The following is a 26,303-nucleotide window of genomic DNA, read 5'->3' as shown; positions in this document are numbered from 1 at the left end:
GCCGTACGAGCGGCGCGCATCGCCGGGTCCGGCGCGGCCTCGGGGGCAACACCGGGATGGCTCAGCCTCAGAACCACTCGCATCCCACACAAGGTACCGGAGCAGGGCGCCGACTCCAGGCCGTGACAAGTCACGCCTAGGACACAACCCGGTCACAACGCTCCGTGATCCCGTTTCGCCACGATCCGCGACATCCGTCCGCGTTCCTCCCGCGGAACCCCAGGACAGCGCCCCGTCAGGCCGTCCCGGCGAGCAGATCCTCCGCCAGCTCCTCCTCACTCTGTGTGCCGCCGCCCGCGCGGTGCGTGCGCGTCCAGGCCCTCTTCAGGTGCAGATGGACGTCGGACTCCCAGGTGAAGCCCATGCCTCCGTGCACCTGGAGGCAGTCGCGGGCGCCGCGCACGGCGGCCTCGTCGGCGAGCAGGCGGGCCGCCGCGACGTCCGCCGGGTCGGCGGTGACCGAGGCGGCGTAGACGGCGGCGCGGGCCGTCTCGAGGCGCGCGAGCATGTCCGCGCACAGGTGCTGCACAGCCTGGAAGGCGCCGATCGGCCGCCCGAACTGCTCACGGGTCCGGGCGTGTTGCACGGCCGTCTCGCAGGTCCGGGCGGCACTGCCGAGCTGTTCGGCGGCCGTGAGGAGCGAGACGAGCAGCCGGTCCGGGGTCCGGGCGTCCCTGGGCCCGCCCGGCGCGGGCCATCGGTGCGGGGTCCCGCCGCGCGCGGGCAGCCGGTGCACGGGCCCTTCGCGCGCGGGCAGCCGGTGCAGGGGGGTCAGCGGGTCCACCGGGGCCAGCGGCTCGGCCCCGCCCGTGTCGCCGAGGACGACGTCGGCCTCGTCCAGCCACTCCACGAGCCCGCCGTCGGCGGCGGTCACGACCACCTCGCCGGTGGCCGCCCCCGGCACGGTGCCCGCGGCGAGATGAGTGGCGATCAGCGGCCCGGGCAGCAGGACCCGGCCGGCCTCCTCAAAGGCCAGCACGGTCTCCGGGAGGCCCAGTCCGACGCCGCCCGCGGCTTCGGGCAGGCGCAGCGCGAAGAAACCGGCCGCGCCCAGCGCGCGCCACAGCTCCCGGTCGAGCACCCTCCCGCCCCCCGCCGAGCGGCCCGCTCCCCCGCCGCCCGCCGGGGCCCCGGTCGCACCGCTCCCGTCGGCCACAGCCCCGGCCGCACCGCCACCGTCCACCGGCACCCCGGCCGCACGCCCGCCCTCGGCACCACCGCCTCCGCCCACCGGCGCCGCAGCCGCACCCCTGCCCTCGGCGCCGCCACCGCCGGTCGCACCGGTCTCTCCCCGGCCGCCGGTCGCACCCCCGCCGCCGGCCCTCCCTCCCGTCGCGCCCGTGCCGTCCGCCCGGTCCAGGGCCGCGCGCAGCGCCTCCCGCCCGAACCGTCCCTCCAGCAGATCGCGTACGCCCTGCCGCAGGGCGCGCTGGTCGTCCGTGAGCCGGAAGTCCACCGGTCCGCTCACCTCCCCCGGGGAAGGCCGAGGATCCGCTCGGCCACGATGTTCCGCTGGATCTGCGAGGTGCCCGCCGCGATGGTGTACGACAACGACGACAGCCGGTCCAGGGTCCACTCCCGCCCCAGGTCCAGGGACTCGGGGCCGAGAACCTCCGCGGCGGCGTCGAACAGCTCCTGGCGGGCGTGCGAGTAGCGCAGTTTGAAGACCGAGCCGCCGGTGCCGGGCACGCCTCCGGTCCCCTGCGCCTCGCTGACGTTCCACTGGGTGAGCCGCCACAGCGCGCGGAACTCGGCGTTGAGCCTGCCGAGACGGCGGCGCAGGACGGCGTCGTCCCAGCGGCCGTTCCGGCGCGCCTCGCGGGCGACCTCGGACAGCACGCGGCGACAGGCGACGACCTCGCCGACGAAGGCGGTGCCGCGCTCGTAGGAGAGCGTCACCATGGTCACGCGCCAGCCGTCGTTCTCGGCGCCGACCCGGTTGGCGGCCGGGACGCGCACCTCGTCGAGGAAGACCTCCGCGAACTCGGTGGAGCCCGCGAGGGTGCGCAGCGGGCGGACGGTGATCCCGGGCGCGTCCATCGGCATCGCGAGCCAGGTGATGCCCGCGTGCCGGCGTGCGTCCGGGTCCGTGCGCACCAGCAGCTCGCACCAGTCGGCCACCTCGGCGTGGGAGGTCCAGATCTTGGACCCGCTCACCACGTAGTCGTCGCCGTCGCGCCGCGCGCGGGTGCGCAGGGCGGCGAGGTCGGAGCCGGCGTCCGGTTCGCTGAAGCCCTGGCACCAGACCTCCTCGCCGCGCAGCACGGGCGGCAGCCAGCGCGCCCGCTGTTCGGCGCTCCCCTCGGAGGCGATGGTCGGGCCGGCGTGCAGCAGTCCGACGAAGTTGGCGCCCACGTAGGGGGCGCCCGCCTTCTCGGTCTCCTCCAGAAAGAGGAGGTGCTGGGTCGGGGTGGCGCCCCGGCCGCCGGCGTCGACGGGCCAGTGCAGGCCCGCGTACCCGGCGTCGTACAGCCTCCGCTGCCAGCCGAGGTCGTAGGCGCGCCGGGCGGGCCAGTCGTGCGGGGACGGTTTCGGCGGCAGCGTCGGCAGGACGCCGGCGAGCCAGGTCCGCAGCCGGGCGCGGAACTCCTCCTCCTCGACGGTGAGGCCGAGGTCCACTACAGGTCCAGGTCCAGCATGCGGATGGCGTTGCCCCGCATCAGCTTGTGGACGGTCTCGTCGTCGAGGCCCTTCACATGGTCGAGGGCGACCTCCTTGGTGTGCGGGAAGGTCGAGTCGACGTGCGGGTAGTCGGTCTCGAAGGTGGCGTTGTCGCGGCCCACCACGTCCAGGGAAGCGACGCCGTGCTTGTCGCGGAAGAAGCAGCAGAAGATCTGCCGGTAGTAGTACGTCGACGGGGGCTCGGGGATCAGGTCCCGCACCCCGCCCCAGGCCCGGTGCTCGGACCAGACGTCGTCGGCGCGCTCCAGGGCGTAGGGGATCCAGCCCATCTGGCCCTCGGAGTAGGCCAGCTTCAGGCGCGGGAACTTCACCAGGACGCCGCTGAAGAGGAAGTCCATCATCGAGGCCATCGCGTTGTTGAAGGACAGCGCCGCCTGGACGGCGGGGGGCGCGTCGGGGGACGCGGCGGGCATCTGGGAGGACGAGCCGATGTGCATGTTGACGACCGTCCCGGTCTCCTGGCAGACGGCGAAGAACGGGTCCCAGTGGCCGGAGTGGATGGAGGGCAGGCCGAGATGGGTGGGGATCTCGGAGAAGGTGACGGCCTTGACCCCCCGGGCGGCGTTGCGGCGGATCTCGGCGACCGCGAGGTCGATGTCCCACAGGGGGATCAGGCACAGCGGGATGAGCCGGCCGCCGCTGTCGCCGCACCACTCCTCGACCATCCAGTCGTTGTAGGCGCGGACGCAGGCCAGGGCGACCTCCTTGTCGTGGGCCTCGGCGAAGGTCTGGCCGCAGAAGCGCGGGAAGGTGGGGAAGCAGAGGCTGGCCTCGACGTGGTTGAGGTCCATGTCCTTGAGCCGCTCGGCGGGGTCCCAGCAGCCGGGCCGCATCTCGGCGCGGGTGATGCCCTCCAGCGTCATCTCGTCGCGGTCGAAGCCGACGGCGGCGATGTTGCGCTTGTACGGGAACTGCAGGTCCTCGTAGATCCACCAGTCGGTCGGCGGACCGTCGGGGTCCATCGTGATCCGGTACTTGCCGCCGACGTAGGCGAGTTCGCCGATCCCGGCGGTCAGCGGCTTCGGTCCCCGGTCGTGGTACCTGCGCGGCAGCCAGGTCTCGAAGAGGTGCGCGGGCTCGATCACGTGGTCGTCGACACTGATGATGCGGGGCAGTTCGGTCATGGTCCCCTCCGCCTGCGTAAGGGTCCGCCGGCGGGGGTCCGCGCGACGCGTCCGATGGGCCGTGTCCGACGAGCCGGCTCCGACGATCGGGCCCCGCCGGAGGTGTCCGGCCAGGTCCGTGGATCGTTTCTGATGGATCGTCAGATATCTCTCCGGAAGCAGGCTAGCCCCGCACCTATGGACCGACAAGGCGGCGGGCCCTACGCTCTGCGCACGATCTGACTGCCCGTCAGCTACGGATGCCGAAGCGACCGACCGCAGGGGGCCGAAGTGAACGACACCGCACACGCCCTGAGCTCCGCGCGCACGCTGTGGGAACTGGTCGACCGCCGGGCCCGGCTCACCCCGGGCCTGCCGGTCCTGCTCCAGGGCGACCGCTCCCTGACCTTCGGCGCCCTGCGCGACCGCGCCGAGCGGGTGGCGGCCGGCCTGTACGAGCGGGGCGTGCGCCCCGGCACGGTGGTCGCCTGGCAGCTGCCCACCCGGATCGAGACCGCCCTGCTGTCCTTCGCCCTGGCCCGCCTCGGTGCCGTGCAGTCGCCGGTCATCCCCTTCTACCGCGACCGGGAGGTCGGCTTCGCACTGCGGGAGTCGAAGGCCGAGTACTTCGCCGTACCGGGCGGGTGGCGCGGCTTCGACCACACCGCGATGGCCCACCGGCTCGGCGCGAAGAACGTCTTCGAGGCGTACGACGAGCTGCCCGACGGCGATCCCGCCGTGCTGCCCGCCCCGCCCTCCGAGGGCACCTCGGTCCGCTGGATCTACTGGACCTCGGGCACCACCTCCGACCCCAAGGGCGTGCTGCACACCGACCGTTCACTGATCGCGGGCGGCTCCTGCCTCGCCCACGCCCTGCACCTGTCCGCGGACGACGTGGGCTCGATGGCCTTCCCCTACGCGCACATCGCCGGGCCCGACTACACGGTGATGCTGCTGCTGTACGGCTTCCCGGCCGTGCTGTTCGAGCATTTCGCGCTGCCCGACGCCCTCGCGGAGTACCGCAGGCACGGCGTCACGGTGGCGGGCGGCTCGACCGCGTTCTACTCGATGTTCCTCGCCGAACAGCGCAAGCGGCCCGGGGAGCCGGTGATCCCGACGCTGCGGCTGCTCGCGGGCGGCGGCGCCCCGAAGCCCCCGGAGGTCTATCACGCGGTCGTCCGGGAGATGGGCGTCCAGCTCACCCACGGGTACGGGATGACCGAGGTCCCCATGATCACGATGGGCGCGCCGGACGACACGGCCGAGAACCTCGCGACCACCGAGGGCAGGCCACCCGCGGGCATGGAGATACGGATCGTGGACGCGGCGGGCGCTGCCCGGCCGGCCGGTGTCGACGGGGACGTACGGCTGCGGGGCGAGGCCGTGTGCCAGGGGTATCTGGACCCGGCGCAGAGCGCGGAGGCGTTCGACGCGGACGGGTTCCTGGTCACCGGGGACGTGGGGCATCTGACGGCGGACGGCCATCTCGTCCTCACCGGCCGGGTGAAGGACATCATCATCCGCAAGGGCGAGAACATCTCCGCGAAGGAGATCGAGGACCTGCTGCACCGGCACCCGGGGGTCGGCGACGCCGCCGTGATCGGACTGCCCGACGCCGAACGCGGGGAGCGCGTCTGCGCGGTGGTGGAACAGCCGCCGGGGGCGCCGGAGCTGACGCTGGCCGCGGTGACGTCGTACCTGCGCGCGGAAGGGCTGTCCGTGCACAAGCTGCCGGAGCAGCTGGAGGTCGTGGACGCCCTTCCGCGCAACGAGGCCCTGCGCAAGGTGCTCAAGTACCGGCTCAGGGAGCGTTTCTCGGGGTGAGGCCCGGTGCCGCTACTCCGGCACCGTGAAATAGCGGGCGAAGGCGCTCACGATCTCCGTCTCGCCGATCCGCCCGTCGGCGTCCGCGTCCAGGGCGCCGGCCACGGTGGCGGCGAGGCCCTCGCCCACGCCGAGCGCCCTCAGGACGCGCGCGGTGTCCCCGACCGTGGCCGCGCCGTCCCCGTCGGTGTCCGCCACGGCGAGGGCCGCGTGCAGGAAGGGGCGGGCGATCTCGGCGAACCGCTCGGGGTTGTCGCGCAGGCGCTTCACGGCTCCGCTCACGAACTCCTCGCGGGTGATCCGCTGGTCGCCGTCCCGGTCCGCTATCCCGGCCATCCCCTGCCAGAACGCCTCGGCGCCGACGTACAGGGCCTGGCCCTTGTCCGACCGGGCCGTGGTGCCGAACTCGGCCAGCACGGCCTTGGTGGCGGCGCTGAAGTCCTCCCGGTCGATGTAGCCGTTGCCGTCCTGGTCGAAGCCGGCGAACCGGGCGGCGATCCTGCGCTCGTACTCGGAACTGACCATGGGTGTTCGGACCGCCTCACTACTCAGCCGGCCTCGGGCCGGACTGCGTTTCCTCCGGGACGGAGCGTACGACGCCGGAACCGCCCGGGGTGCCGGAAAGCGACGGTTGTACCAAGAACGCAAGAATTCCGGGACAACGACGTGCTGGTGCGGCGCGGTGTCCGGCCCCCCGAGCAGGGCATGTCGCATCGGGTGAGGGCGGGGCCCGCGATCCGGCGTCAGGCCGACAGCGGGCGGGACTCCTCGTCCACGGCCGCGTCGACGTCGGGGTACACGTCGAAGAGCCGGCGCACCCCGAGGGCCCCGAGGACCCGGTTGACGTGGGAGCCGTCGGCCGCCCCCCGCGCGGGCAGGATCAGCCGCAGCCGTCCCTGGCAGGAGCGCATGAGCCGACGGGCGGCGATCAGGACGCCCACTCCGCTGGAGTCGCAGAACACGACCCCCGACAGGTCCAGGACGACGCTGTGCCCGCCCGCGGCCACCACGTCGTGGACGCTCTGGCGCAGGGCCGGCGACGTGACGAGATCGAGTTCGCCCGAGACCCGCAGCACGGCCCAGCCGTCCTCGTGGCGGCGCAGGGCGGCCGGACCGCCCGCACTCCCTCTCCCTGTGCCGTCCGCGCCGCTCTCGCCGTCGGTCACGTCGGTCACGTGGGTCACCTTGAGCGTCACCGCCACGCCTCTCGCTCGCTCGCCCAGCAGAAACGGAAGCACTTCGTACGCTTCCTTCCAGCGCGGCTGCCCCGCCGTCCTTCCATGAAACACGGATCCCGCCAGGAAGAAAGGCCTGTCTACGGTCGAAAAAGCTCCGGGAGGGTCCTCTTTCGGTCGCACTCGGCCAGACGCGGTCAGGTAGCAGGGTGGAAGGGGCCCGCTCCTACCATCTACGGCCCGTCCAGGGGCGCACATTGACGCAAAGGGGCGTGCGCCGTCCGGCGTGCCGACTACATTCAAGACAGCGGGCGCGGACAGGCTGGACGACGGCACCGCGGGGCAGGAAGCGACAGGGGACAGGGCCGCGAAACCGGCCGGACGCAGCGACGGGCGCCGGTCACGACCAGGCGTGAGGGGGCCGTATGGCGACGCAGGACGCACCGCCCCGCTGGGACCGCAGGATGCAGCAGCGGCTCTCGCGCGGCGAGGCCGCCGCGCTCGGCGAGCTCTACGACCGCTTCGCCTCGCTCGTGCACGGTCTCGCCCACCGCGTGCTCGGGGACGAGCGCGCCGCCGACGGGATCACCCGCGAGGTCTTCACCCACGTCTGGGAGAACCCGGACGCCTACGACCCCAAGCAGGGCCCCCTGCGTTCCTGGGTGGCGACCCTGACCCACCGTCTGGCCGTGCAGCGGCTGCGCGCCACCGAGACCGCCGCCCTCGCCCGCGGCGGCGACGGCACCGCCGAGGAACTGGAGCGCAAGGTGCGCAGCGCGTCCGTCGCCGCCCGCGCGGACTACATCGTCACGTCCATGCCCGCCCCGCTGCGGACCGCCCTGGAACTGGCGTATTTCCAGCGCCGCGACTACCGCCAGGCCGCCGCCGACCTCGGCGTCACCGAGGACGAGGCCCGCCGCCGGCTCCGTCTCGGCCTCCAGCTCCTGTCCACCGCCCACGACGCCGGGCCCGCGGGCGCGCCACCGGAACCGGGGGGAGCGCGGTGAGCGCGGAATCCGGCCGGTTCCCGTCGCCCGACGAGGGACACGAGGACGGGCCGGGGTACGGGAACGGGGACGGCCCCGGGCACGGGCACACGGACGAGAACGACGAGGACGGGCACAGCGGTATGCGGGAGGACGGGCACGAGGACGCGGGCGGCGGCGCGGGGCCGCCCCCGGACGGACCGCCGCGCATACCGCCGCCCCGCACCTCCGTGGAGGACACCGGGCTGCCGCTGCCCGCCGCGGCCCCCGTGCCGCCGGTCCTCGAACACCGGGTCCTGAAGTCGCTGCTGGGCGCGTGGGCCCTGGCCGCCTGCTCGGCGGACGAGACCCTGGCCGTAGAGGACCACCTCGGGCACTGCGGCCCCTGCGCGGAGGAGGCACTGCGGCTGCGCGAGGCGGTCGGGCTGCTGCACCCGCCGGAGAGCCTCGACCTGGACCCGACGCTGCGCACCCGCGTCCTGACGAGCTGCCTGGACCGGCGCCCGCCGCGCATCCCGGTGCCCGAGTGGGCCGCTCCGTACGACGCGGAGACCGCCCGGCTCGACGCCCTGCTCCAGGACATCGGCGGCTCGGAGTGGCACGCGCCCGTGCGGCTGCGCTGGTTCGAGGGCGAGGGGCCCGTCAGCCGTCGTACGACCGTCGCCGGGGTCATCGCCCATCTGCTGAGCGTCGACGGACTGGTCGCGGTGGCGCTGGGTCTGGACGATCCGCTCGACGGGCCCGACGCGAAGGGGGCGACGCCCCAGGGCCGCACCGAGGCGTACTGGCGTGCCGCGCGCGTCCCGCCCACCCGGTCCGTGCGCGAGCCCTGGCGGGAGCAGAGCCACGGCATCGTCCGGTCGGTGTCGTTCGTGGAGGAGGACGCTCCGGCGACCCGCGGGGTCGCCGGCGGCGAGGCCTCCGGGCGGCTCACCGTGGCCTACGGCGGGTTCGAGCTGCCGCTCAGCGACTCGATGCTGGACCGGGCCTTCGAGTGCTGGGTGCACGCGGGGGACATCGCCGACGCGGTCGACTACCCGTACGAACCGCCCGCTCCCCGGCATCTGCACCGGATGATCGACCTGGCCGCCCGGATGCTGCCGGTCGCGCTCGCGGAGCGGCGCCGGGCCGGGCTGGCGGACCGGTCGGTCCGGCACCTGGTCACGGCGGGCGCCCCGGGGCGCAGCCTGCGGCTGGAGATCGAGGGCTCGGGGGGCGGCGAGTGGCTGATCCCGCTCGACTCGCCCGGCGCGGTCGGCTCCGCCGAGCACGAGGTGGCCCACGTCGCGCTGGACGGGGTGGAGTTCTGCCGGCTGGCGGCGGGCCATGTGTCCCCGGAGGAGGCGGCCGCCGGACAGGACGGCGACCGCGAGGTCATCAGGGACGTGCTCTTCGCCGCCGCGTCGCTGAGCCGGATGTGACCGCCCGGCCGGACTCGTGGCCGGGCGGCCGGGCGGTCGCGTAGCCAGGCGGTCTCAGGCGAAGACGACCGTGCGGCGGCCGTTGAGCAGGATGCGGCGCTCGGCGTGCCACTTCACGGCGCGGGCCAGCGCCTGGCACTCGACGTCACGGCCGATGGCGACGAGCTGGTCGGGGGTGACGTCGTGGCCGACCCGCTCGACCTCCTGCTCGATGATCGGGCCCTCGTCGAGGTCGGCGGTGACGTAGTGGGCCGTGGCGCCGATGAGCTTGACCCCACGGGCGTGCGCCTGGTGGTAGGGCTTGGCGCCCTTGAAGCTCGGCAGGAACGAGTGGTGGATGTTGATGATCCGGCCGCTGAGCTGCTTGCACAGGTCGTCCGAGAGGACCTGCATGTAGCGGGCGAGGACGACCAGCTCGACGCCCTTCTCGCGCACCAGCTCCAGCAGCTGGCGCTCGGCATCGGCCTTCGTGTCCTTCGTCACCGCGATGTGGTGGAAGGGGATGTCGTAGGACCCCACCAGCTCGGCGAACTCGGTGTGGTTGGAGACCACGGCGGCGATGTCGACGGGCAGCGCCCCGATCCGCGCGCGGAACAGGAGGTCGTTCAGGCAGTGGCCGAACTTGCTCACCATGAGGACGACCCGCATCCGGTCCTCGGCCCGGTGGATCTGCCAGTCCATGTGGAAGGCGTCGCCGATCGCCGTGAAACTCGCGCGCAGTTTCTCCAGGCTCACCGGCGACTCCGCCGTGAAGTGGACGCGCATGAAGAAGAGGCCCGTGTCTTGGTCGCCGAACTGCTGGCTGTCCTCGATGTTGCAGCCGGTCATGAACAGATAGCTCGACACGGCGTGCACGATGCCCTGCTTGTCGGGGCAGGACAGCGTGAGGACGTACTGGTCGGTTGCGGGCGCGGTCCCGCGCACGGACGTCTCGTTCATGCGGGACAGGCTTTCACACCGGGCGCCCGCGCAGGAGTGCCGTCCCGCCACGCGGACGCCCCGCGGGCGATCTCCGGCACATGGCCGGGGGCCGTTCCGAGGCGCCGCCCCGGCCCGCCGCCGGGGCCGCGCGGGCGGCCGGGCGGTCAGGCGGTCGGGCGGTCAGGCCGTCAGGCGGTCCGGCTAGGCGGTCCGCGTCAGGATGCGCAGGACCTCGAGGGTGCGCGGAGGCGCGTCCGGGTCCTCGCCGTCGCTCGACGCCAGCCGTACGTGCGCGGCGCGCGCGGCCGCCAGGGCGTCCGGCCAGCCCTGGTGGTCGAGGTAGGCGGAGACCGGGGCGTCGGGTCCGACCTGGTGCATGATCCGCAGGACCCGCAGGACGGCGCTGTCCACGAGGGCGGCCTCCTGGGAGTCCCGGAAGATCGTGCCGACGTATTTCTCGGCCGACCAGTTGTCCAGCCAGGTGTCCTCGACCAGGCGGTACACGGCGTCGGTCACGTCGCCGTATCCGTCGACGCCGGCGAGCCAGACGTCTCTCTGGAAGACGGGGTCGGAAAGCATGTGCAGCGCGGAGCGCACATTGCTGCGCCAGCGCCACCACGGCATGTCGTTCAGTGGCATACCGCCCATGGTGGAGGAGCGACGGCCGCGGCGGGAAGAGTTCTCCGAGTCTTGCACGGTCATCGATCGTACGTTCCTTGTGAAAAACCGTTCATCGACCCCTGTAATTCACCTCTGCGTCACCCGGTGTCGACCAAGGGTCACACAGGGGTTTCTGGTGTGGGGGAATCGTGCATGCCCATGACCGGTAGGCGACGTACCCGCACCACCTCCCCCACTCCGCCCCGGCCCCGCAAGGCCAAGCTGCTGTACGCGAGCGCGTTAATCGCCTGCGCGTCGGTCGCCGTCGGATGCGGGGCCATCCCTGGTGCCACGGGGGGCTCCGGGGATGGCCCCGTCAAGGTGATGACCTGGGCCCCCGAGAAGACCAACGCGACGAACAAGCCCGGCATGCCGGCGCTGGCGAAGGCGTACGCGCGCTGGGTCAACGCCCACGGGGGCATCAACGGCCGCCGGCTGGAGGTCCTCACCTGCAACGACCACAACGACTCGGTCGCCGCCGCGCACTGCGCCGAGCGGGCCGCGGACGAGAAGGTCGTCGCGGTCGTGGGTTCCTACAGCCAGCACAGCCGGGCGTTCCTCGCCCCGCTGGAGAGCGCGGGCATCCCCTACATCGGGGGCTTCGGCGTCACCGACGACGAGTTCTCCAGCCCGGTCTCCTATCCCGTCAACGGCGGTCAGGGCGTCCTGCTGGCGGGTCTCGGCGAGCAGCTCGGCAAGAACTGCGGACCCGTCTCGCTCATACGCCCCGACACCATCGCGGGTGACGAGCTGCCGGTCCTGCTGAACTCCGGTCTGAAGGCGCAGGGCCACGCGCAGGCCGCGGACCAGCGGGCTGCCGAGGACGCCACCGAGTACTCCCGCCCGACCCGGCTCGCGCTCCAGCACGCGACCTCCGAGCCGGGCGTCCAGGGCTGTGTGGTCCCCGCGCTCGGCGACCGCACGAACACCTTCATGGACTCCTTCCGGCGCGACAGCGCGGACTACCGGAAGGTGCACACCGGCACCGTCATCGGCAGCATCGACCAGTCGCAGATCGACGCCACCGGCGGCAGGTCGGGTCCCTACGAGGGGTCGTACGTCACCGGCTGGTACCCGACCGCGAACGACTCGCGCTGGAACCCGATGCGCGCGGTGATCAAGGAGCAGGCCTTCGGCGACAACCGGATCGACCCCGCCGACGCGGGGGTGCAGACGACGTGGATCGCCTACACCGTGCTGCGGAAGGTCATCGAGTCCCTCGGTGCGGGCGAGGTCTCGCCACTCACCATCCGGCGCGAGCTCGACGACGGTCTGAAGGTGACCACGGGCGGGCTGACCCCCACCCTGAGCTGGCGCTTCGACGCGCAGACGGCGGCCGCCGACTTCCCGCGGCTGGTGAACGCCGACGTCACCTTCCAGGTCATCCGCGACGGCCGGCTCACCTCGCAGCGGGGCGGTTTCGTGAACATGGCGAAGACGCTCTCCGTCAAGGGCTAGGAGCGTCCGGCCGCTCCGGGCCCCGGGACCGGCCGGGACGGCGCCGCCGCCACCCACGACGAAGCCCGTCCTCCTCCCCGTTCGGGGAGGAGGACGGGCTTTTCGCTGGGGTCACAGCTGGACGCGGGTCCGCTGCGTCAGGCCGTACTTGGACGCGATGGAGTTCCACAGCCGCGCGGCCTTCTCCTTCTCGGCCGAGGCGGTGCCACTGGCCGAGTCGCCCGCCTGGGTCTGCCCGGTGGTGCGGGCGCGGCCCTTGTGGCAGCCCTTCTTCCCGCCGACCTGGTCGGCCCAGGCCGCGTAGTGGTTGTCGGCCGCCGCGGAGGCCTTCCAGGCGTTGGTGAGGGCGGTCGACAGCGCGTCGTGGTCGGGCAGCTTGTCGACGGACAGCCCGGAGAGCCGGGTGACCAGCTCGCCGCGCTGCTTGGCGGCGTCGCGCAGATCACTGGCCGCCTGGGGAAGGTTGTTGCACGCCTTCACGTTCGCCACGGCGTTGATCACCGAGCCGCGGCTGTTGCTGCTGTCCGCGAGGAGCTTGTCCAGCTCGACGGCCTGGGCCTTCACCGGGTCCGCCGCGGGGGCCGACGAGCCCTGGGTCGCGGGCGCGGTCGCCGCCACCGTCTTGCCGGTGTCGTCCTTGCCGTCGTCGCCTCCGCCGCCGCCGCTGAGCAGGGCGCCGGCCCCGACACCGAGCACGATGATGCCGATGCCGACCGCCGCGATCACCGGGACACGGGACCGGCCGCCGGAGCCGCCCCCTCCGTCGCCGTCACCGCGTCGTCCGGCGGACCGGCCGCCGGGCGCGGACTGGGCTCCGTACGGGTCGGCGCCGTACGCGTCGCCTCCGTACGGGTCGCCGCCGTACGACGGCTGCGGGGTGCCCCCGTCGATACGGGGCAGCATCTGCGTCGATCCGGCGTTTTCCGGCTCGCTGCGGAAGAGACTGTCGAACTCGGCCGGGGGCTGCCGCTCCTCGGGCCCGCCCGCCGGCATCCCGAAGGAGCCCTGAGGCTGCGCGGGGACGGGCGGGATGTACTGGGTGGCGTCGGCGTCCGGACCGCCGTGCGCGGCCTGCCCGGGGTACTGCGGGGCACCGCCCCCGACCTCCGGCGGCAGGGCGCCCGGCCCCACCGGCGGGATGAACTGGGTGGCGCCCTCGTCCGGCGCGGCGGCGACCGGCGGGATGAACTGCGTCGCGCCCTCGGCGGCCCCCGGGGCCGCCGGTATGTACGGGATGTACTGCGTGGCGCCGTCCTCGCCGCCGGGCGGCAGCGGGGCGCCCTGGCCGGCCTGCTGTTCCTGGGACCCGTAACCGCCGTAGCCGTCGTATCCGCCGGCGCCGTGCGCGCCGTGCGCCCCCGGCGCATAGCCGTTCTGGGCGCCGTACGCCGAGGCCGGCGCGCTCTCGGGCGGCAGCGGCGCGGAGCCGGAGCCCGGCCCGCCGAAGCCCTGCGCCTGCTGTGCGCCGTGCGGGTCGGCCGCCGGCCAGCCCTGGGGCCCGCCGGGCGCGGAGGCGTTCCACGACGACGTGCCGTTCACCGGCGCGCCCCAGCCGTCACCGGACTGCGGTGCCTGAGCCGCCGAGGCGTCGGGGCCCCACTGTCCGCCCCAGGCCGGACCGCCGGCCGGGGCCACGGGGTCGCCCGTCGTGCCCGGAGGCATCGGCTCGCTACCGTCGGAGGGCAGCACGATGCCTTCGCGCGCGGGCCGCGCCGAGGGCTCCTCGCCCTGTCCACTCTGCGTCACCGGGACTCCTACGAATGGGGGACCTTCGGAATCATCGGCTCACGCTACCGGGTCCCCACAACCCCTTGCCACGCAGCACCTGCGCTGACCTCCGCCCCCTGTGACAGGGGTAACGAATCCGCCCCCGAATGCGCTGTATCTCACTCCGTTCCGTCGCGACGCCCTCGTTTTCCCGGCGTTCACTCCCCTACGGCCCATATGTTCACGGGAGCGGTCCCACGGGGCACGGCGGAGAAATGATCACACCCGCCGCGCCCGCGGACACCGCGTCCGCTCAGGCCGCCGCCTGGAGCTCCATGCGCGCCCCGAACTCCCGCACCACGGCCTCGTCCCGGAACGGCTCCAGACGATGCTGCAGGTCCTCCAGGTACTCGGCGCCGCGGTTGGAGCGGAGCGTGCCGAGCAGTTCGACCGCGCGCAGACCGGTGTGGCAGGCCTGCTCCACCTCGCGCTGCTGGAGCTGGGCCGTGGCCAGCAGGACGTAGCCGATGGCCCGGCGGCGGGCCCGCGACTCGGGGTGGCCGGCCAGGGATTCCTCGGCGCACCGCGCGGCGGCCTCGGCCTGGCCGAGGTCACGGTGGCAGTGGGCCAGTTCGTCGGCCAGATAGGCCTCGTCGAAGTGCGCGATCCACGTCGGGTCGTCCCCGGAGGCCGCGTCCGCGTTCTCCCGGGCCGTGACGGCCCGGCCGGACGCCACCTGCGCGGCCCGCACGTCGCCCATCAGCGCGTGCCCGCGCGCCTCGGCCGCGTGGAACATCGACTCCGCCCGCGGGGTCACCCGCCCGCGCGCGCCCTCCTGGGCCGCCCGCGCCAGCTGCGCGATCTCGCGCGGGTTGCCGAGCTGGGCGGCGAGGTGGCTCATGGACGCGGCGAGGACGTACCCGCCGTATCCGCGGTCGCCGGCCGCCTGCGCGAGCCGCAGCGCCTGGATGTAGTAGCGCTGGGCGAGACCGGGCTGGCCGGTGTCGATGGCCATGTAGCCGGCGAGCTCCGTGAGCCGGGACACCGCCGCGAACAGCTCCCGGCCGACCGCCTCCCGGTAGGAGCCGGCGAGCAGCCCGGAGACCACGCTGTTCAGGTAGTGCACGACGACCGGGCGCACGTGTCCGCTGCCGTACTGGTGGTCCAGGTCCACCAGGGCCTGGGTCATCGCGCGGACCGCCGCCACGTCCGAGAGTCCGACGCGCGGGCCGGCCGAGCGGGCCACCTGCGAGTCCGGCGACGAGATCAGCCAGTCGCGGCTCGGCTCGACGAGCGCGGAGGCCGCGACGGAGGACCCGGACAGGAAGTCCCGCCGGCCCACGTCGCTGCGCCACAGCTCGCAGACCTGCTCGATGGCGCCCAGTATCGTCGGCGAGAACTGCAGGCCCACGCCGGAGGCCAGGTTCTTGCCGTTGGCCATGCCGATCTCGTCGATCGTGACCGTCCTGCCGAGCTTGCGGCCCAGCGCCTCCGCGATGATCGCCGGAGCCCGCCCCCGGGGCTGCTGGCCGCGCAGCCAGCGCGCGACCGACGTCTTGTCGTAGCGCAGGTCGAGTCCGTGCTCCGCTCCGCACATGTTGACCCGGCGGGCCAGCCCGGCGTTCGAACAGCCCGCTTCCTGGATGAGTGCCTGGAGCCGTTCGTTCGGCTGCCTGGCGATCAGCGGCCTTGCGGCCATGGCGTACCCCCTGTGGCTGCGGTGCCTGCCCGCGCACCGAGTTGATGTGTCCTCACCGGCCGGTCGCCGACGCGGACCGGCCGGGAAGATCAATGCCCCGCAGACATACCGAAGATGCGAGACATGTGAGGATTGCCGGGGTAAGGGCGGTCGCCCGACCCCACCCCTGGTTACCCGCTACCGGCTGCCGTTCCCCCCGCGCGCCCCCGCACGTGCATCCATGCGCCCCGGCCGGGGAACCGGTGCTCCTCCCCCGCGCGCGTGTCCCCCGTAACCCTGGGTGGACGCGGAAGTTGAGATCAACGTGGAAGAGATCATCACAGGAACCGAGTCCGCACACGTTCCCCAGCAGCGTGGCGAATCCCTGTCGGAAACCGCCGTGCGCTATGCCGAGGAACGTCACTGGGACGTGTTCCCCGGCACCTGGCTGGTGACGGCCAGCGGGGCGCAGCTCTGCTCCTGCGGTGAACCCGCCTGCGCCGCGCCCGGCGCGCATCCGGCTCGCGCGGACTGGGCGGCCCAGGCCACGGGCAGCGCGACCGTCGCGCGCCGCTTCTGGTCGCTCCAGCCCTCCGCGTCGATCCTGCTGCCCACGGGGCGCGCGTTCGACACGATCGAGGTGCCCGAGTCGGCGGGGTTCCTGGCGCTCGCCCGGATGCGGCGGATGGACCTCAGCCTCGGTCCGGTGACGTGCACCCCGGACCGCCGCATGCACTTCTTCGTGCTCCCCGGAGCGGCGGCGAAGATCCCGGACCTGGTGCGGGGGCTGGGCTGGCCGCCGGCCTCGCTGGATCTGACCGCGCTCGGCGAGGGGGCGTACGTGGCGGCGCCGCCGACCCGGGTCGGCTCCCGGGGCGCCGTCCAGTGGGCCTGGCGCCCCACACCCGCGAACCGCTGGCTGCCGGACGCGGAGGAGGTGGTCTCGCCGCTGGCCTACGCCTGCGGCCGGGACCGGTAGCGGCGGGCAGGGGCGAGCCGCGGTCCGCGGGGGCCGACGGGAACCGGCAGCGGCTGCGGGGGCGGGTGGCGGTCCGCGGGGACGGCGAAGGACGGTCGGCGCCGGTGGGGGCGGTGGATCGATCAGGAGTGCCCGGGGACGGCCGGCGGGCGGCCGGGGGCCCGTAGGGTGCCTGCTATGAGCGAGGGAGCGAAGGACGGCGGCGCGCCCGCCGTACGTGTGCGGGGGCTCTGGAAGCGGTTCGGTGACCAGGTCGCCGTGGCCGGGATCGATCTGGAGCTTCCCGCGGGGCGGTTCATCGGGCTCGTCGGGCCGAACGGCGCCGGCAAGACCACCACCCTGTCGATGGTGACCGGGCTGCTCAGGCCCGACCAGGGCAGCGTCGAGGTCGTCGGCCACGACGTGTGGCGCGATCCGGCGGAGGTGAAGGCCAGGATCGGTGTGCTCCCCGAGGGGCTCCGGCTCTTCGAGCGGCTCTCGGGACGCGAACTGCTCGCGTACACCGGCCGGTTGCGGGGCCTGCCCGGCGCCGAGGTCGACAAGCGCGCCACCCAGCTCCTCGACGTCCTCGATCTCGCCGGCGCGCAGCACAAGCTCGTCGTCGACTACTCGACCGGCATGCGCAAGAAGATCGGCCTGGCCTGCGCGCTCCTCCACAACCCCGAGATCCTCTTCCTGGACGAGCCGTTCGAGGGCGTGGACCCGGTCTCCGCGCAGACCATCCGGGGTGTCCTGGAGCGCTACACCGCCTCGGGCGCGACCGTCGTCTTCTCCTCCCATGTGATGGAGCTGGTCGAGTCGCTGTGCGACTGGGTCGCGGTGATGGCCGCCGGGCGGATCCGCGCGCACGGTCCCCTCGCCGAGGTGCGCGGCAGCGCTCCCTCGCTCCAGCAGGCCTTCCTGGAGCTGGTCGGGGCGCACGGCCGCGGCACCACGGCCGACCTGGACTGGCTGGGCGGCGGGACTCCCCGGTGAGCGCCCCCTCCGGCGTCTCCGCCGGCGCCCCCTCCGGCACCTCGGCCGGCGTCTCCGCGGCGTCGATCACCCCGGTCGTCGTCCGGCTGAAGCTCTCGCTGCTGCGCAACGGGCTGCGGCAGTCCACCGGCCGGCGGGCCGCGTTCATCGCGTCGGCGGTGCTCGTACTGCTCTTCGCCGCGCTCCAGCTGCTCGGCCTGATCGCGCTGCGCGGCAACGGCCACGCCGCCGCCGTCGGCGTCCTGCTGGTGGCGGTCCTGGCACTCGGCTGGGCCGTGATGCCGCTGTTCTTCCCCAGCGGCGACGAGACGCTCGATCCGACCCGGCTGGTGATGCTGCCGCTGCGGCCGCGGCCGCTCGTCCGGGCCCTGCTGGCCGCCTCCCTGGTCGGCATCGGGCCGCTCTTCACGTTCTGTCTGCTGCTGGGCGCGGTGATCTCGGTCGCGCACGGGACGGCGGCGTACGTGACAGCGGTGCTCGCGCTGGTGCTCGCGCTGCTGGTCTGTGTGGCCCTCGCCCGGGCCGTCGCGGCCGCGAACATCCGGCTGCTGTCCAGCCGCAAGGGCCGGGATCTGGCGGTGCTCAGCGGGCTCGTCGTCGCGGTCGGCGCCCAGCTGGTCAACTTCGGCGCGCAGCGGCTCGGTTCGACGGGCGGGCTGGCGAAGCTGGACCCGGCGGCGGACGTGCTGCGCTGGATCCCGCCCGCGTCGGCGGTCGGCGCCGTGGACTCGGTGAGCGCGGGGTCGTACGGGTCCGGGATCGTCCAACTCGCGTTGTGCGCCGCCGCGCTGGCGGGACTGCTGGCGCTGTGGTCCCGCCATCTGACGAAGCTGATGACCTCGCCCGACGGGTCCACCCTCCAGGCCGCGGAGCCCGCCGCCCGCGAGCGCGGCTCGTCGGGGCTCGCCCGGCTGCTGCCGGCCGGGCGCACCGGGACGGTCATGGAGCGCAGCCTGCGGTACGTGTGGCGCGATCCGAAGACCAAGGCGGCCTGGGTGACCTCGCTGGCCATCGGACTGATCGTGCCGGTCTTCAACGCACTCCAGGGCACCGGCTCGGTGTACTTCGCGTGCTTCGCGGCCGGGATGCTCGGGATCCAGATGTACAACCAGTTCGGACAGGACACGTCCGCGTTCTGGATGGTCGCCCTCACGATCTCCTCGCCGCGTGACGCCTACGTCGAACTGCGCGGGCGGGCGCTGGCGCTGCTGGTGATCACCCTGCCGTACGCGACGCTCGTGAGCACGGTGACGACCGGGCTGCTCGGCGCGTGGCAGAAGCTGCCCGAAGTGCTCGGCCTGTCCTTCGCGTTGCTCGGCGCGATGCTGGCGACCGGTGCCTGGTCCTCGGCCCGCTTCCCGTACTCCATCCCCCAGGAGGGCTACAAGAACGTGGCCCCCGGTCAGGCGGGTCTCGCCTGGATCGCCATCTTCGGCGGTCTGATCTCGGCCGCCCTGCTCGCCTCCCCGGTCATCGCCCTCACGATCTGGCTGAACGTGAGCGCCGACGGCGATGCCTGGACCTGGCTGCTCCTGCCGGTGGGAACGGCCTACGGCGCCCTGATCACCCTCCTGGGCCTCAGACTCGCCGCCCCCCGAACGGCGAACCGCCTCCCGGAGATCCTGGCGGCGGTGAGCAAGGGCTGAGCGGGCGGTGCGGCGTTCGGACGGCGTGACGGCGCGCGTCTCCTGGGATGTCGGCTGAGCGGCCGAGACGGCGCGCCGTACCGCCGGTGTCATTTGACTCGGCGCACAAACGGAAGATGAAGATCCTATGAAGGTTCGTGATCATCTTGTGACGACGGCCGGTGTCACATCTCGGTACGGAACCAGGAATTCCGGTCCCACGCCGCCGCAGGAACGCCGGCCGGTCCCCGGGCGAGCGGAGCGCGAACGGTCCTAGCTCGTGAGGACGCCGTCCAGGAAGGGCTCGATCGCGGCGCGCCAGGCCTCGGGGCGGTCGTAGTGCACGAGGTGGCCGGCGTCGGCGACCTCGGCGTACTGCCCGCGGGGCAGGACGCGGACCATCTCCTGGGACTCCGCCCGGCCGAGCTCGCCGTCCAGGCCGCGGACGACCAGGGCGGGGCACCTCACCTGGGCGAGCTCCTCCCAGTGGGCGTCGTACACCCAGGTCTGGCGGGACTTGAGCATCTGCTCCGGTTCGAAGACGGGCCGCCAGCCGTCGGGGGTTTCGTGCATGACCTCGGCGTAGAACTCTCCGCGGGAGGGGTTGCGGCGCTCCACCCAGGGGTCGTCCTCGCCGAACCACTCGCGGGCGTCGGCGAGGGTGGCGAAGGGGACGGGCCAGGCCTTGAACCAGTCCTCCCACTCACGCTGGGAGGCGGCGCCGAGCGCCGAGGCGCGCATGTCGCAGATGATCAGGGCGCGGACGAGATCGGGGCGCTTGGCGGCGAGCTGCCAGCCGGTCAGTGCGCCCATCGCGTGGCCGACGACGACGGCCGGTCCGAGACCCAGCTGGTCGAGGGCGGCCTCCGCGTCCTCGACGTAGGCCTCACGGGTGTACTCGGCCTCCGGGGCCTTGTCGCTTTGGCCGTGACCGCGCTGGTCGAGGGCGACGGCGCGGTGCCGCTCGGAGAGCCAGCGGGCGGTGGAGTCCCAGTGCGAGGCGCGGCCCATGAGGCCGTGCAATAACAGCACCCCGGGCGCCTCGGACGCCCTCGGCCGGCCGTTCTCGGGGGGATCGGCGTACTCCCAGGCAGCGAGGCGTACACCGCCCGCCCCCGTCACGTCGATGCGCCGCACCATCGGTAATGGCACCCCCCTAGCTCGCTCGGACCGGGCCGCTCCCACTCTTCCCGGCCGGTCCACCCGTACCGCTTCCTGCCGCTGTCACCGCCGCACCGGTCGGTGCCCGTCGCGTCCTCCCGCCACATCGTCACGTTATCGAATGGGGTTTCGAAGATGGCCTTTCCGGCCGCAACACCCCTCGTTCGAGTGACCGCCCACCAGGATTGACCGCCGTCGCCCGGGGGAGATCTTCAGCGGGAGGCGGACCGCTCGGGGAAAACGGTCCGAAGGGAATGACCCTGGGAGCTCGGGGCTCCGGGTCAGCACAGGGGAGGACAGGCCCCGGCGCCGGAAGGCGCCGGGGCCCTCTCCGCATCTGCGGCACATCCTCACGCCCCTCCCCGACCGTGCACCATCGCTCTCGGACACGGTCAAGAGCCCTCAGGTCATATGCCTCACGCGACAGCCTCGCACGCAAACGGTCCCGGCGCTGCGATTCGGCACACTGAATCTTGGATTGCGGAAGGTCGCGAAGACATCACAACTGCCCCTGCAGTCACAGCAGTTGACAGGCCGTCGGCGGTTCCGGACGGGTGGGTCCGACGGTGTCCGGCGTGCTCCCGGACGCCGACGAGGAGGTCAGCGGGTGCCGGCCCCTCGGCCGGCGCCCGGAAGCTGCCCCTCGCGGGTACCGGAAGCGCGGACGGACGACAGGCCGGGATCCGGAACCGGAAATACCGGAGGACCGGATACCGGAGGCTCGATCACCGGACGTGCGGAGGCCGGGGGTCCGGACACCGGGAGCCCGGTGGCCGGCCGTCCGGACATCGCCGCGCCGCCACCGGCGGTACGGCGGAAGACGGGCCCGTGGGCCCGGTCAGCGCTTGGCCACGAACACATGAGAGGCAACGTCCGCCTCCAGCTCCGCGGCCTCGCCGCCGCTGCCGACGAGGACCCCGCCGGCCGACTCGGTCACGCTGACCACGGAACCGGGCTGCACGCCCGCCCGCCGCAGCGTGTACATCAGCTGGGCGTCCGTCTGGATCGGCTCGCCGATCCGGCGGACGACCACGGTCTTGCCGTCCAGACCCGGGTCCAGCTCGGACAGGGACACCATGCCCTCGTCCAGGAACGGGTCCGCGCCGTCCTTCTCGCCCAGCTCCTCCAGGCCCGGGATCGGGTTCCCGTACGGCGACTCGGTCGGGTGGCGCAGCAGCTCCAGCACCCGCCGCTCCACCGCCTCGCTCATCACGTGCTCCCAGCGGCAGGCCTCGGCGTGCACCTGCTCCCACTCCAGGCCGATGACGTCGACGAGCAGACACTCGGCGAGCCGGTGCTTGCGCATCACGCGCGTGGCCAGCCGGCGCCCCTCGTCCGTGAGCTCCAGATGCCGGTCGCTCGCCACCGCCACCAGACCGTCGCGCTCCATCCGCGCCACCGTCTGGCTCACCGTCGGGCCGCTCTGGTCGAGCCGCTCCGCGATCCGGGCGCGCATGGGGACGACGCCTTCCTCCTCCAGCTCGAGGATGGTGCGGAGATACATCTCCGTGGTGTCGATCAGTCCGGACATTCGTGCCCCTCGATTAGCTCTGCCGGAGACTCGATGGCCCACCGGCGTGTGCGCTGGCCCTGGACTCAATTCTGACGCATAGCACTGACAACCGTGCCTCGCCGGTCGAACCCCTTGCCGTCGATCTCCCCGCGATCCCGGCGGACACGGCGCCCGTCCGCCCTCCGCGCGCCCCGGCCCGCGCCCCGCCCACACCCTGCCGGCGCCCCCGGAGCGTCCCGGGAAGCCGTATTGACAGGGCAGTGGTCCAGACCGCAACGTGATCCGCGACACCACGGGATGTGCACGCCGACGAGACTTCTAAGGGGCTTCGCCGATGAGCGACAGCAAGCTGGCCGGGCAGTTCTTCGACGCCGCGATCGGCCTGCTGCGGCGGGTGCGGGACGAGGACTCCGGGGAGATCGAGGCGGCCGGGAACCTGATCGCCGACACCGTGGTCGAGGGCGGCCGGCTCTTCGCCTTCGGCGCCGGGCACTCCTCGCTCGCGGCCCAGGACATCGTCTACCGCGCGGGCGGCCTCGCCCTGATGAACCTGCTCACCGTGCCCGGGGTCGTGGGCGTCGACGTCATGCCCGCGACGCTCGGCTCCGCCCTGGAGCGGGTCGACGGTCTGGCGAGCGCGGTCCTCGACTGCAGCCCGCTGCGCTCCGGCGACCTGCTGGTGATCATCTCGCTCTCCGGGCGCAACGCGCTCCCGGTGGAGATGGCCATGAGCGCCCGCGCCCTGGGGGTGAAGGTCATCGGCGTCACCTCCGTCGCCTACGCCGACGAGACGACCTCGCGGCACGTGTCGGGCACCTACCTCAAGGACCACTGCGACGTCGTCCTGGACTCGCGCATCCCGATCGGCGACGCGGAGCTCACCCTGGACTCCATCGAGGCCCCCTTCGCCCCCGCCTCGACGGTCGTCACCTCGGCCCTCCTCCAGGCCGTCATGGCCACCGCGGCGGGCGCCCTCGCGGACCGCGGCATCGAACCGCCGCTGCTCCGCTCGGGCAACGTGGACGGCGGCCACGAGTGGAACGGCCGGGTCATGACGGAGTACGGGGACCGGATCTTCTACCGGCGCTGAGACCGGCGTGCCCTACCGGCGCCGGGACCGGCGCGCCCTCCCGGGGCTCTCCGGTCGGCGTCCCGGCAGGGGAGCCGCCTCAGGGCTTCTTCGCGAGCTCCTCCAGCTCCTCCAGGTCCAGGGCCATCGCGATGCGTACGGCCACGTCCTCCGCGTACATCGCGTCCGTGCGCTCGAACCGGCTGCGGCCCGCGGCGCGCAGGAAGGTGACGACGCCCAGCGTCCGCCCGCGGCTGCGCAGCACGGCGCACAGGGCGTGCACGGAGTCCCGGGGCCACTGGCGGGCCAGGGCCCACTCGCGCGCCTGCTCGGGGTCGGCGGCGGCCGCGTCGGCCCGTACCGAACCGGCGCGTTCCACGCACTGGAGCGCCGGGTGGCCCTCCGCGTAGCGCAGCGGCAGTCCGGCCCTGCCGGTGAGGTGGCTCGGTCCGGGCGCCCCGGTGGGGGTGGCGACCGTCCGCACGAGCCGCAGCGGCGCCTGCTCGTCCGTCGATCCGGTCCGGGCCACCCGGTCGACCAGGGCGTGGTCGGCGAAGCCCGCGAGGGCGAAGTCGAGGTGGACGGCGGCGGCCTCGCCCGGGTTCTCGCACTCGGCGGCGGCGCGCGCGGCGCGGTGGAGCTGGTTGGCGCGGAAGCGCAGCATCGCCGCCTCCTGCTCGGTCGTCTTGGCCTCCGTCACGTCCTGGAAGAGCCAGCCGACGCCGAGCGGCACGGGTTCCTCGGAGAGCGGCGAGGCGAGCCGCACGAAGCCGCTGAGCCAGCACCGCCGCCGGTCGCCGTCCGGCGCGCGCACGCCCACCCACATGTCCGCGGGGGCCGGCGGCGCGCCTTCGGACAGGACGTGGGTGAGGGCGCTCTCCAGCTCCTCGACGCCCGTCCAGAGCAGGTCGCCCAGCGGCCGGCCGAGGACGGAGCCGGGCGTCGTCCCGAAGGCCTGGGCGGCGTGCGTGTTGACCACGGCGGGCCGCAGGTCGGCGTCGACGAGCACCACGCCCCAGCCGGCGTCCTGGAAGAGCGCCTCGCTCAGCGCGATGGACCGTTCGAGGTCGATCTGCGTGTGCACCTCGCTGAAGGCGCAGTACACCCCGGCGGGCTTGCCGTCCGGGCCGCGCACGGCGGCGGACTGGGTGCGCACGAGCACCCGGCCGCCCTCCTTGGTGAGCAGCGCGAACTCGTGCACCTGGCGGCCGGGGGCCTCCATGGCGGACATGAGCCGGCCCTCGACCTCCTCGGCGTCCGCGGTGCGCACGGCCCAGCCGGCGAATCCGCGCCGCCCCACGGCCTCGGCGGCGGTCCACCCGAGGATGCGCTCGGCCTCGCGGTTCCAGTGGGTGAGGACGCCGTCGGCGTCGAAGGCGCACAGGGCCGCGTCCATGCCGTCCAGGAGCGCGGCCAGCAGATCCGAGCCGTCCCGCCCGGGCTCGCCGGGCCCGAGCTCGTCGGTGGTCCCACTACGCCGGGAAGCACTCACCTGGACCCCCTGCAGGCTGCGTCCGTGTGCACGACGCGACAGTTCACTCAGTCGTCACCATTCAACTCGAACGTGACCCAGCCCACACCTCGTTCCCCGAAGAACGAGGGAAATCCCTGCACTCCGGATTTCCGCACCACGCGCCCCGGGAACCCCTGCTCCGGGCCCGTTCCGTGTCTGTTCCGGGCCCGCTCCAGGCCCCTTCAGGGCCCCTTCAGGGCCCCTTCAGGGCGCCTCGCGATAAATCGGTTGAGGCCCGCGGGAGGTGCTCCTAGAGTTCTCCCCACGTAGGAGAGGAGGTGGTTCGGCTCATGACGGAAACCCGGACATACGAGGTGGCTGCGGGCTGACGGCCCGTTGTCGAACTCGGTTCGGCGCCGGACCGGCATGCGCGAAGCGCATGCAGCCGGCCCAATCCAACGCAGTCACCCGACCCGTGAGCTCGCCGGTGCGTCCGGCCGGCCCCGTCGCCGCAAGGCAGAGGGACCCGAGCTCACGGGTCGTCTGCGTTCACCGGCCCCCGCGCCCGGCGGACCGCTCCGCCCCGGCCACTCCCCCTCCGCCCGGACGGAAGACCCCGGAGTGACCCGGGTCACAGGGCTATCGCGAAGGCCGCAGTACGCTGTGGCCATGCTTCCGATGCTCGTCCGACGCCGCCACGTGGATTTCCTGCGCGTCACGAGCATGGGCTGTCGGCGCTCCGCCTGACCCGGCCCTCTCGCACCGCCCCCTTCCTTCACCCGGCACCCGTGGACCCCGCCCCACCCCTGGCGGCCGTCCGGGTACCCGTACACCCCGCGGACGCATCCCATGACGACGAACACGTCTTCCACGCCTGCCCCGAACGGGCAGCTCCCCTCGTACCGTCAGCTCCCGATCATCGACCTCTCGGCGGCCGACCGCGGTCCCCGGGACCGGGCGCTGCTGCACGCGCAGCTCCACGGCGCCGCCCACGACGTGGGCTTCTTCCAGCTCGTCGGGCACGGAGTCACCGAGGCCGAGACCGCCGCCCTGCTGCGGGCCATGCACCGGTTCTTCGCACTTCCCGAGGCCGACCGGCTGGCCCTGGACAACACCGGCTCACCGCACTTCCGCGGATACACCCGAACGGGTGATGAACGCACCGGCGGCAGCCGGGACTGGCGCGACCAGCTCGACATAGGCGCCGAGCGCCCCGCACGTCCGCCGCGCCCGGGCGAGCCCGCGTACTGGTGGCTCCAGGGCCCGAACCAGTGGCCGGCCGCGCTGCCCGAGCTGCGGACCGCCGCGCTGACCTGGATGGAGCTGCTGAGCGAGGTCGCGGCCCGGCTGCTGCGCGAACTGCTCACGGCCATCGGGGCTCCCGCCGGCTTCTACGACCAGGTCTTCGGCGAGCACGCGCATCCGCATCTGAAGCTCGTGCGCTATCCGGGAAGCTCCGACGACGGCGCCGGACAGGGCGTGGGGGCGCACAAGGACTACGGCTTCCTGACGCTGCTGCTCCAGGACCGGATCGGTGGTCTCCAGGTGGAGCGCGAGGACGGCCGCTTCCACGACGTGCCGCCGCTGCCGGGCGCCTTCGTGGTCAACCTGGGCGAGCTCCTGGAGGTCGCCACGAACGGGTACCTCGTGGCGACCAACCACCGGGTGGTGAGCCCGGCGGGCGCCACCGAGCGGTTCTCGGTGCCGTTCTTCTACAACCCGCGCCTCGACGCCCGCATCGAGCCGCTGCCCTTCCCGCACGCGTCCGGCGCGCCCGGCGTCACCGCCGACCCGTCGAACCCGCTGTTCGCCGAGTACGGCTTCAACGAGCTCAAGGGCAAGCTGCGGGCGCACCCGCTGGGCGCCGCCCGCCACCACGCGGAGCTGCTCGCTCCCGCGTGACGGCGGCGGCC

Annotated in this window: 21 protein-coding genes; 9 read left to right on the top strand and 12 right to left on the bottom strand. The window is 73.4% G+C overall.

Annotated features, from left to right (window positions below; genetic code table 11):
- Positions 1 to 235 precede the first annotated feature (235 nt).
- From IO36_RS29980 to IO36_RS29970, 3 genes are all read right to left on the bottom strand, one after another.
- On the bottom strand, positions 236 to 1,081 hold the full coding sequence (locus IO36_RS29980; protein ID WP_425535557.1) for an acyl-CoA dehydrogenase family protein: 846 nt from the start codon (positions 1,079 to 1,081) through the stop codon (positions 236 to 238).
- A 383-nt stretch (positions 1,082 to 1,464) separates the two neighbouring features.
- Positions 1,465 to 2,619, bottom strand: coding sequence for an acyl-CoA dehydrogenase family protein (locus tag IO36_RS29975; protein WP_037624273.1), 1,155 nt, complete (start codon positions 2,617 to 2,619; stop codon positions 1,465 to 1,467).
- Positions 2,619 to 3,806 (bottom strand): amidohydrolase family protein, encoded by a 1,188-nt coding sequence (locus IO36_RS29970; RefSeq protein WP_037624271.1) that lies wholly within the window; start codon positions 3,804 to 3,806, stop codon positions 2,619 to 2,621. The genes IO36_RS29975 and IO36_RS29970 overlap by 1 nt, the downstream gene beginning before the upstream one ends.
- A 270-nt stretch (positions 3,807 to 4,076) precedes the next feature.
- Between IO36_RS29970 and IO36_RS29965 the strand changes: the two genes are divergently transcribed.
- Positions 4,077 to 5,609: a class I adenylate-forming enzyme family protein gene (locus tag IO36_RS29965; RefSeq protein WP_037624270.1), complete on the top strand. Its 1,533-nt coding sequence runs from the start codon at positions 4,077 to 4,079 to the stop codon at positions 5,607 to 5,609.
- Between the two features lie 12 nt (positions 5,610 to 5,621).
- Here IO36_RS29965 and IO36_RS29960 read toward each other — a convergent pair whose 3' ends face one another.
- Positions 5,622 to 6,134: an EF-hand domain-containing protein gene (locus tag IO36_RS29960; protein WP_037624269.1), complete on the bottom strand. Its 513-nt coding sequence runs from the start codon at positions 6,132 to 6,134 to the stop codon at positions 5,622 to 5,624.
- Positions 6,135 to 6,352: 218 nt separating this feature from the next.
- A complete protein-coding gene (locus IO36_RS29955; protein ID WP_037624294.1) occupies positions 6,353 to 6,712 on the bottom strand; it encodes an STAS domain-containing protein in 360 nt (119 codons plus the stop codon).
- Between the two features lie 497 nt (positions 6,713 to 7,209).
- Here IO36_RS29955 and IO36_RS29950 point away from each other — a divergent pair, with 497 nt between their 5' ends.
- Together IO36_RS29950 and IO36_RS29945 are read left to right on the top strand one after the other, a co-directional pair.
- Entirely contained in the window at positions 7,210 to 7,791 is a 582-nt protein-coding gene (locus IO36_RS29950) for a sigma-70 family RNA polymerase sigma factor (RefSeq protein ID WP_037624268.1), read from the top strand.
- Between the two features lie 122 nt (positions 7,792 to 7,913).
- A complete protein-coding gene (locus tag IO36_RS29945; RefSeq protein WP_245173538.1) occupies positions 7,914 to 9,191 on the top strand; it encodes a maleylpyruvate isomerase mycothiol-dependent enzyme family protein in 1,278 nt (425 codons plus the stop codon).
- 54 nt (positions 9,192 to 9,245) lie between these two features.
- Here IO36_RS29945 and purU read toward each other — a convergent pair whose 3' ends face one another.
- Together purU and IO36_RS29935 are read right to left on the bottom strand one after the other, a co-directional pair.
- On the bottom strand, positions 9,246 to 10,130 hold the full coding sequence (purU, locus tag IO36_RS29940; protein WP_037624266.1) for a formyltetrahydrofolate deformylase: 885 nt from the start codon (positions 10,128 to 10,130) through the stop codon (positions 9,246 to 9,248).
- Between the two features lie 183 nt (positions 10,131 to 10,313).
- Complete coding sequence (locus IO36_RS29935) at positions 10,314 to 10,814, bottom strand: SCO4402 family protein (RefSeq protein WP_037624265.1); 501 nt, start codon at positions 10,812 to 10,814, stop codon at positions 10,314 to 10,316.
- Between the two features lie 117 nt (positions 10,815 to 10,931).
- Between IO36_RS29935 and IO36_RS29930 the strand changes: the two genes are divergently transcribed.
- A complete protein-coding gene (locus IO36_RS29930) occupies positions 10,932 to 12,230 on the top strand; it encodes an ABC transporter substrate-binding protein (protein ID WP_051901058.1) in 1,299 nt (432 codons plus the stop codon).
- Between the two features lie 111 nt (positions 12,231 to 12,341).
- On the opposite strand, the gene IO36_RS29925 is transcribed toward IO36_RS29930, so the two are convergent.
- A complete protein-coding gene (locus IO36_RS29925; protein WP_037624264.1) occupies positions 12,342 to 13,976 on the bottom strand; it encodes a hypothetical protein in 1,635 nt (544 codons plus the stop codon).
- 274 nt (positions 13,977 to 14,250) lie between these two features.
- Positions 14,251 to 15,636: an NsdA family TPR-like regulatory protein gene (locus IO36_RS29920; protein ID WP_037624263.1), complete on the bottom strand. Its 1,386-nt coding sequence runs from the start codon at positions 15,634 to 15,636 to the stop codon at positions 14,251 to 14,253.
- A 304-nt stretch (positions 15,637 to 15,940) separates the two neighbouring features.
- Here IO36_RS29920 and IO36_RS29915 point away from each other — a divergent pair, with 304 nt between their 5' ends.
- The 3 genes from IO36_RS29915 (at position 15,941) to IO36_RS29905 (ending at position 19,215) form a co-directional block, all read left to right on the top strand.
- Positions 15,941 to 16,594, top strand: coding sequence for a bifunctional DNA primase/polymerase (locus IO36_RS29915; protein WP_037624262.1), 654 nt, complete (start codon positions 15,941 to 15,943; stop codon positions 16,592 to 16,594).
- Between the two features lie 177 nt (positions 16,595 to 16,771).
- Positions 16,772 to 17,569, top strand: a complete 798-nt coding sequence (locus IO36_RS29910; protein ID WP_037624261.1) for an ABC transporter ATP-binding protein — start codon at positions 16,772 to 16,774, stop codon at positions 17,567 to 17,569.
- Positions 17,566 to 19,215, top strand: coding sequence for a transporter (locus tag IO36_RS29905; protein WP_078943519.1), 1,650 nt, complete (start codon positions 17,566 to 17,568; stop codon positions 19,213 to 19,215). The genes IO36_RS29910 and IO36_RS29905 overlap by 4 nt, the downstream gene beginning before the upstream one ends.
- Positions 19,216 to 19,467: 252 nt before the next feature.
- Here IO36_RS29905 and IO36_RS29900 read toward each other — a convergent pair whose 3' ends face one another.
- Positions 19,468 to 20,334 (bottom strand): alpha/beta fold hydrolase, encoded by an 867-nt coding sequence (locus IO36_RS29900; RefSeq protein ID WP_037624260.1) that lies wholly within the window; start codon positions 20,332 to 20,334, stop codon positions 19,468 to 19,470.
- Positions 20,335 to 21,193: 859 nt separating this feature from the next.
- Positions 21,194 to 21,886, bottom strand: coding sequence for an iron-dependent transcriptional repressor DtxR (locus IO36_RS29895; RefSeq protein WP_037624259.1), 693 nt, complete (start codon positions 21,884 to 21,886; stop codon positions 21,194 to 21,196).
- Positions 21,887 to 22,202: 316 nt separating this feature from the next.
- On the opposite strand from IO36_RS29895, the gene IO36_RS29890 reads away from it, so the two are divergent.
- Positions 22,203 to 22,958 (top strand): SIS domain-containing protein, encoded by a 756-nt coding sequence (locus tag IO36_RS29890; protein ID WP_037624257.1) that lies wholly within the window; start codon positions 22,203 to 22,205, stop codon positions 22,956 to 22,958.
- 79 nt (positions 22,959 to 23,037) lie between these two features.
- On the opposite strand, the gene IO36_RS29885 is transcribed toward IO36_RS29890, so the two are convergent.
- Entirely contained in the window at positions 23,038 to 24,429 is a 1,392-nt protein-coding gene (locus tag IO36_RS29885; RefSeq protein WP_037624256.1) for a PAS domain-containing protein, read from the bottom strand.
- Positions 24,430 to 25,239: 810 nt separating this feature from the next.
- Here IO36_RS29885 and IO36_RS29880 point away from each other — a divergent pair.
- Positions 25,240 to 26,292 (top strand): isopenicillin N synthase family dioxygenase, encoded by a 1,053-nt coding sequence (locus IO36_RS29880; RefSeq protein WP_037624255.1) that lies wholly within the window; start codon positions 25,240 to 25,242, stop codon positions 26,290 to 26,292.
- Positions 26,293 to 26,303: the final 11 nt, after the last annotated feature.

The organism is Streptomyces aureus (assembly GCF_000725495.1).
Taxonomy (GTDB): domain Bacteria; phylum Actinomycetota; class Actinomycetes; order Streptomycetales; family Streptomycetaceae; genus Streptomyces; species Streptomyces aureus_B.
The sequence above is the reverse complement of the archived record's forward strand: the minus strand, read 5'-3'. Positions and strand labels throughout refer to the sequence as shown.

Bases quoted from the DNA above. Each gene is read 5' to 3' on its own strand.
- IO36_RS29970 (WP_037624271.1), bottom strand. From the start codon at position 3,806: ATGACCGAACTGCCCCGCATCATCAGTGTCGACGACCACGTGATCGAG.
- IO36_RS29960 (WP_037624269.1), bottom strand. From the start codon at position 6,134: ATGGTCAGTTCCGAGTACGAGCGCAGGATCGCCGCCCGGTTCGCCGGC.
- IO36_RS29950 (WP_037624268.1), top strand. From the start codon at position 7,210: ATGGCGACGCAGGACGCACCGCCCCGCTGGGACCGCAGGATGCAGCAG.
- IO36_RS29945 (WP_245173538.1), top strand. From the start codon at position 7,914: ATGCGGGAGGACGGGCACGAGGACGCGGGCGGCGGCGCGGGGCCGCCC.
- purU (WP_037624266.1), bottom strand. From the start codon at position 10,130: ATGAACGAGACGTCCGTGCGCGGGACCGCGCCCGCAACCGACCAGTAC.
- IO36_RS29935 (WP_037624265.1), bottom strand. From the start codon at position 10,814: ATGACCGTGCAAGACTCGGAGAACTCTTCCCGCCGCGGCCGTCGCTCC.
- IO36_RS29930 (WP_051901058.1), top strand. From the start codon at position 10,932: ATGACCGGTAGGCGACGTACCCGCACCACCTCCCCCACTCCGCCCCGG.
- IO36_RS29920 (WP_037624263.1), bottom strand. From the start codon at position 15,636: ATGGCCGCAAGGCCGCTGATCGCCAGGCAGCCGAACGAACGGCTCCAG.
- IO36_RS29910 (WP_037624261.1), top strand. From the start codon at position 16,772: ATGAGCGAGGGAGCGAAGGACGGCGGCGCGCCCGCCGTACGTGTGCGG.
- IO36_RS29900 (WP_037624260.1), bottom strand. From the start codon at position 20,334: ATGGTGCGGCGCATCGACGTGACGGGGGCGGGCGGTGTACGCCTCGCT.
- IO36_RS29895 (WP_037624259.1), bottom strand. From the start codon at position 21,886: ATGTCCGGACTGATCGACACCACGGAGATGTATCTCCGCACCATCCTC.
- IO36_RS29890 (WP_037624257.1), top strand. From the start codon at position 22,203: ATGAGCGACAGCAAGCTGGCCGGGCAGTTCTTCGACGCCGCGATCGGC.
- IO36_RS29880 (WP_037624255.1), top strand. From the start codon at position 25,240: ATGACGACGAACACGTCTTCCACGCCTGCCCCGAACGGGCAGCTCCCC.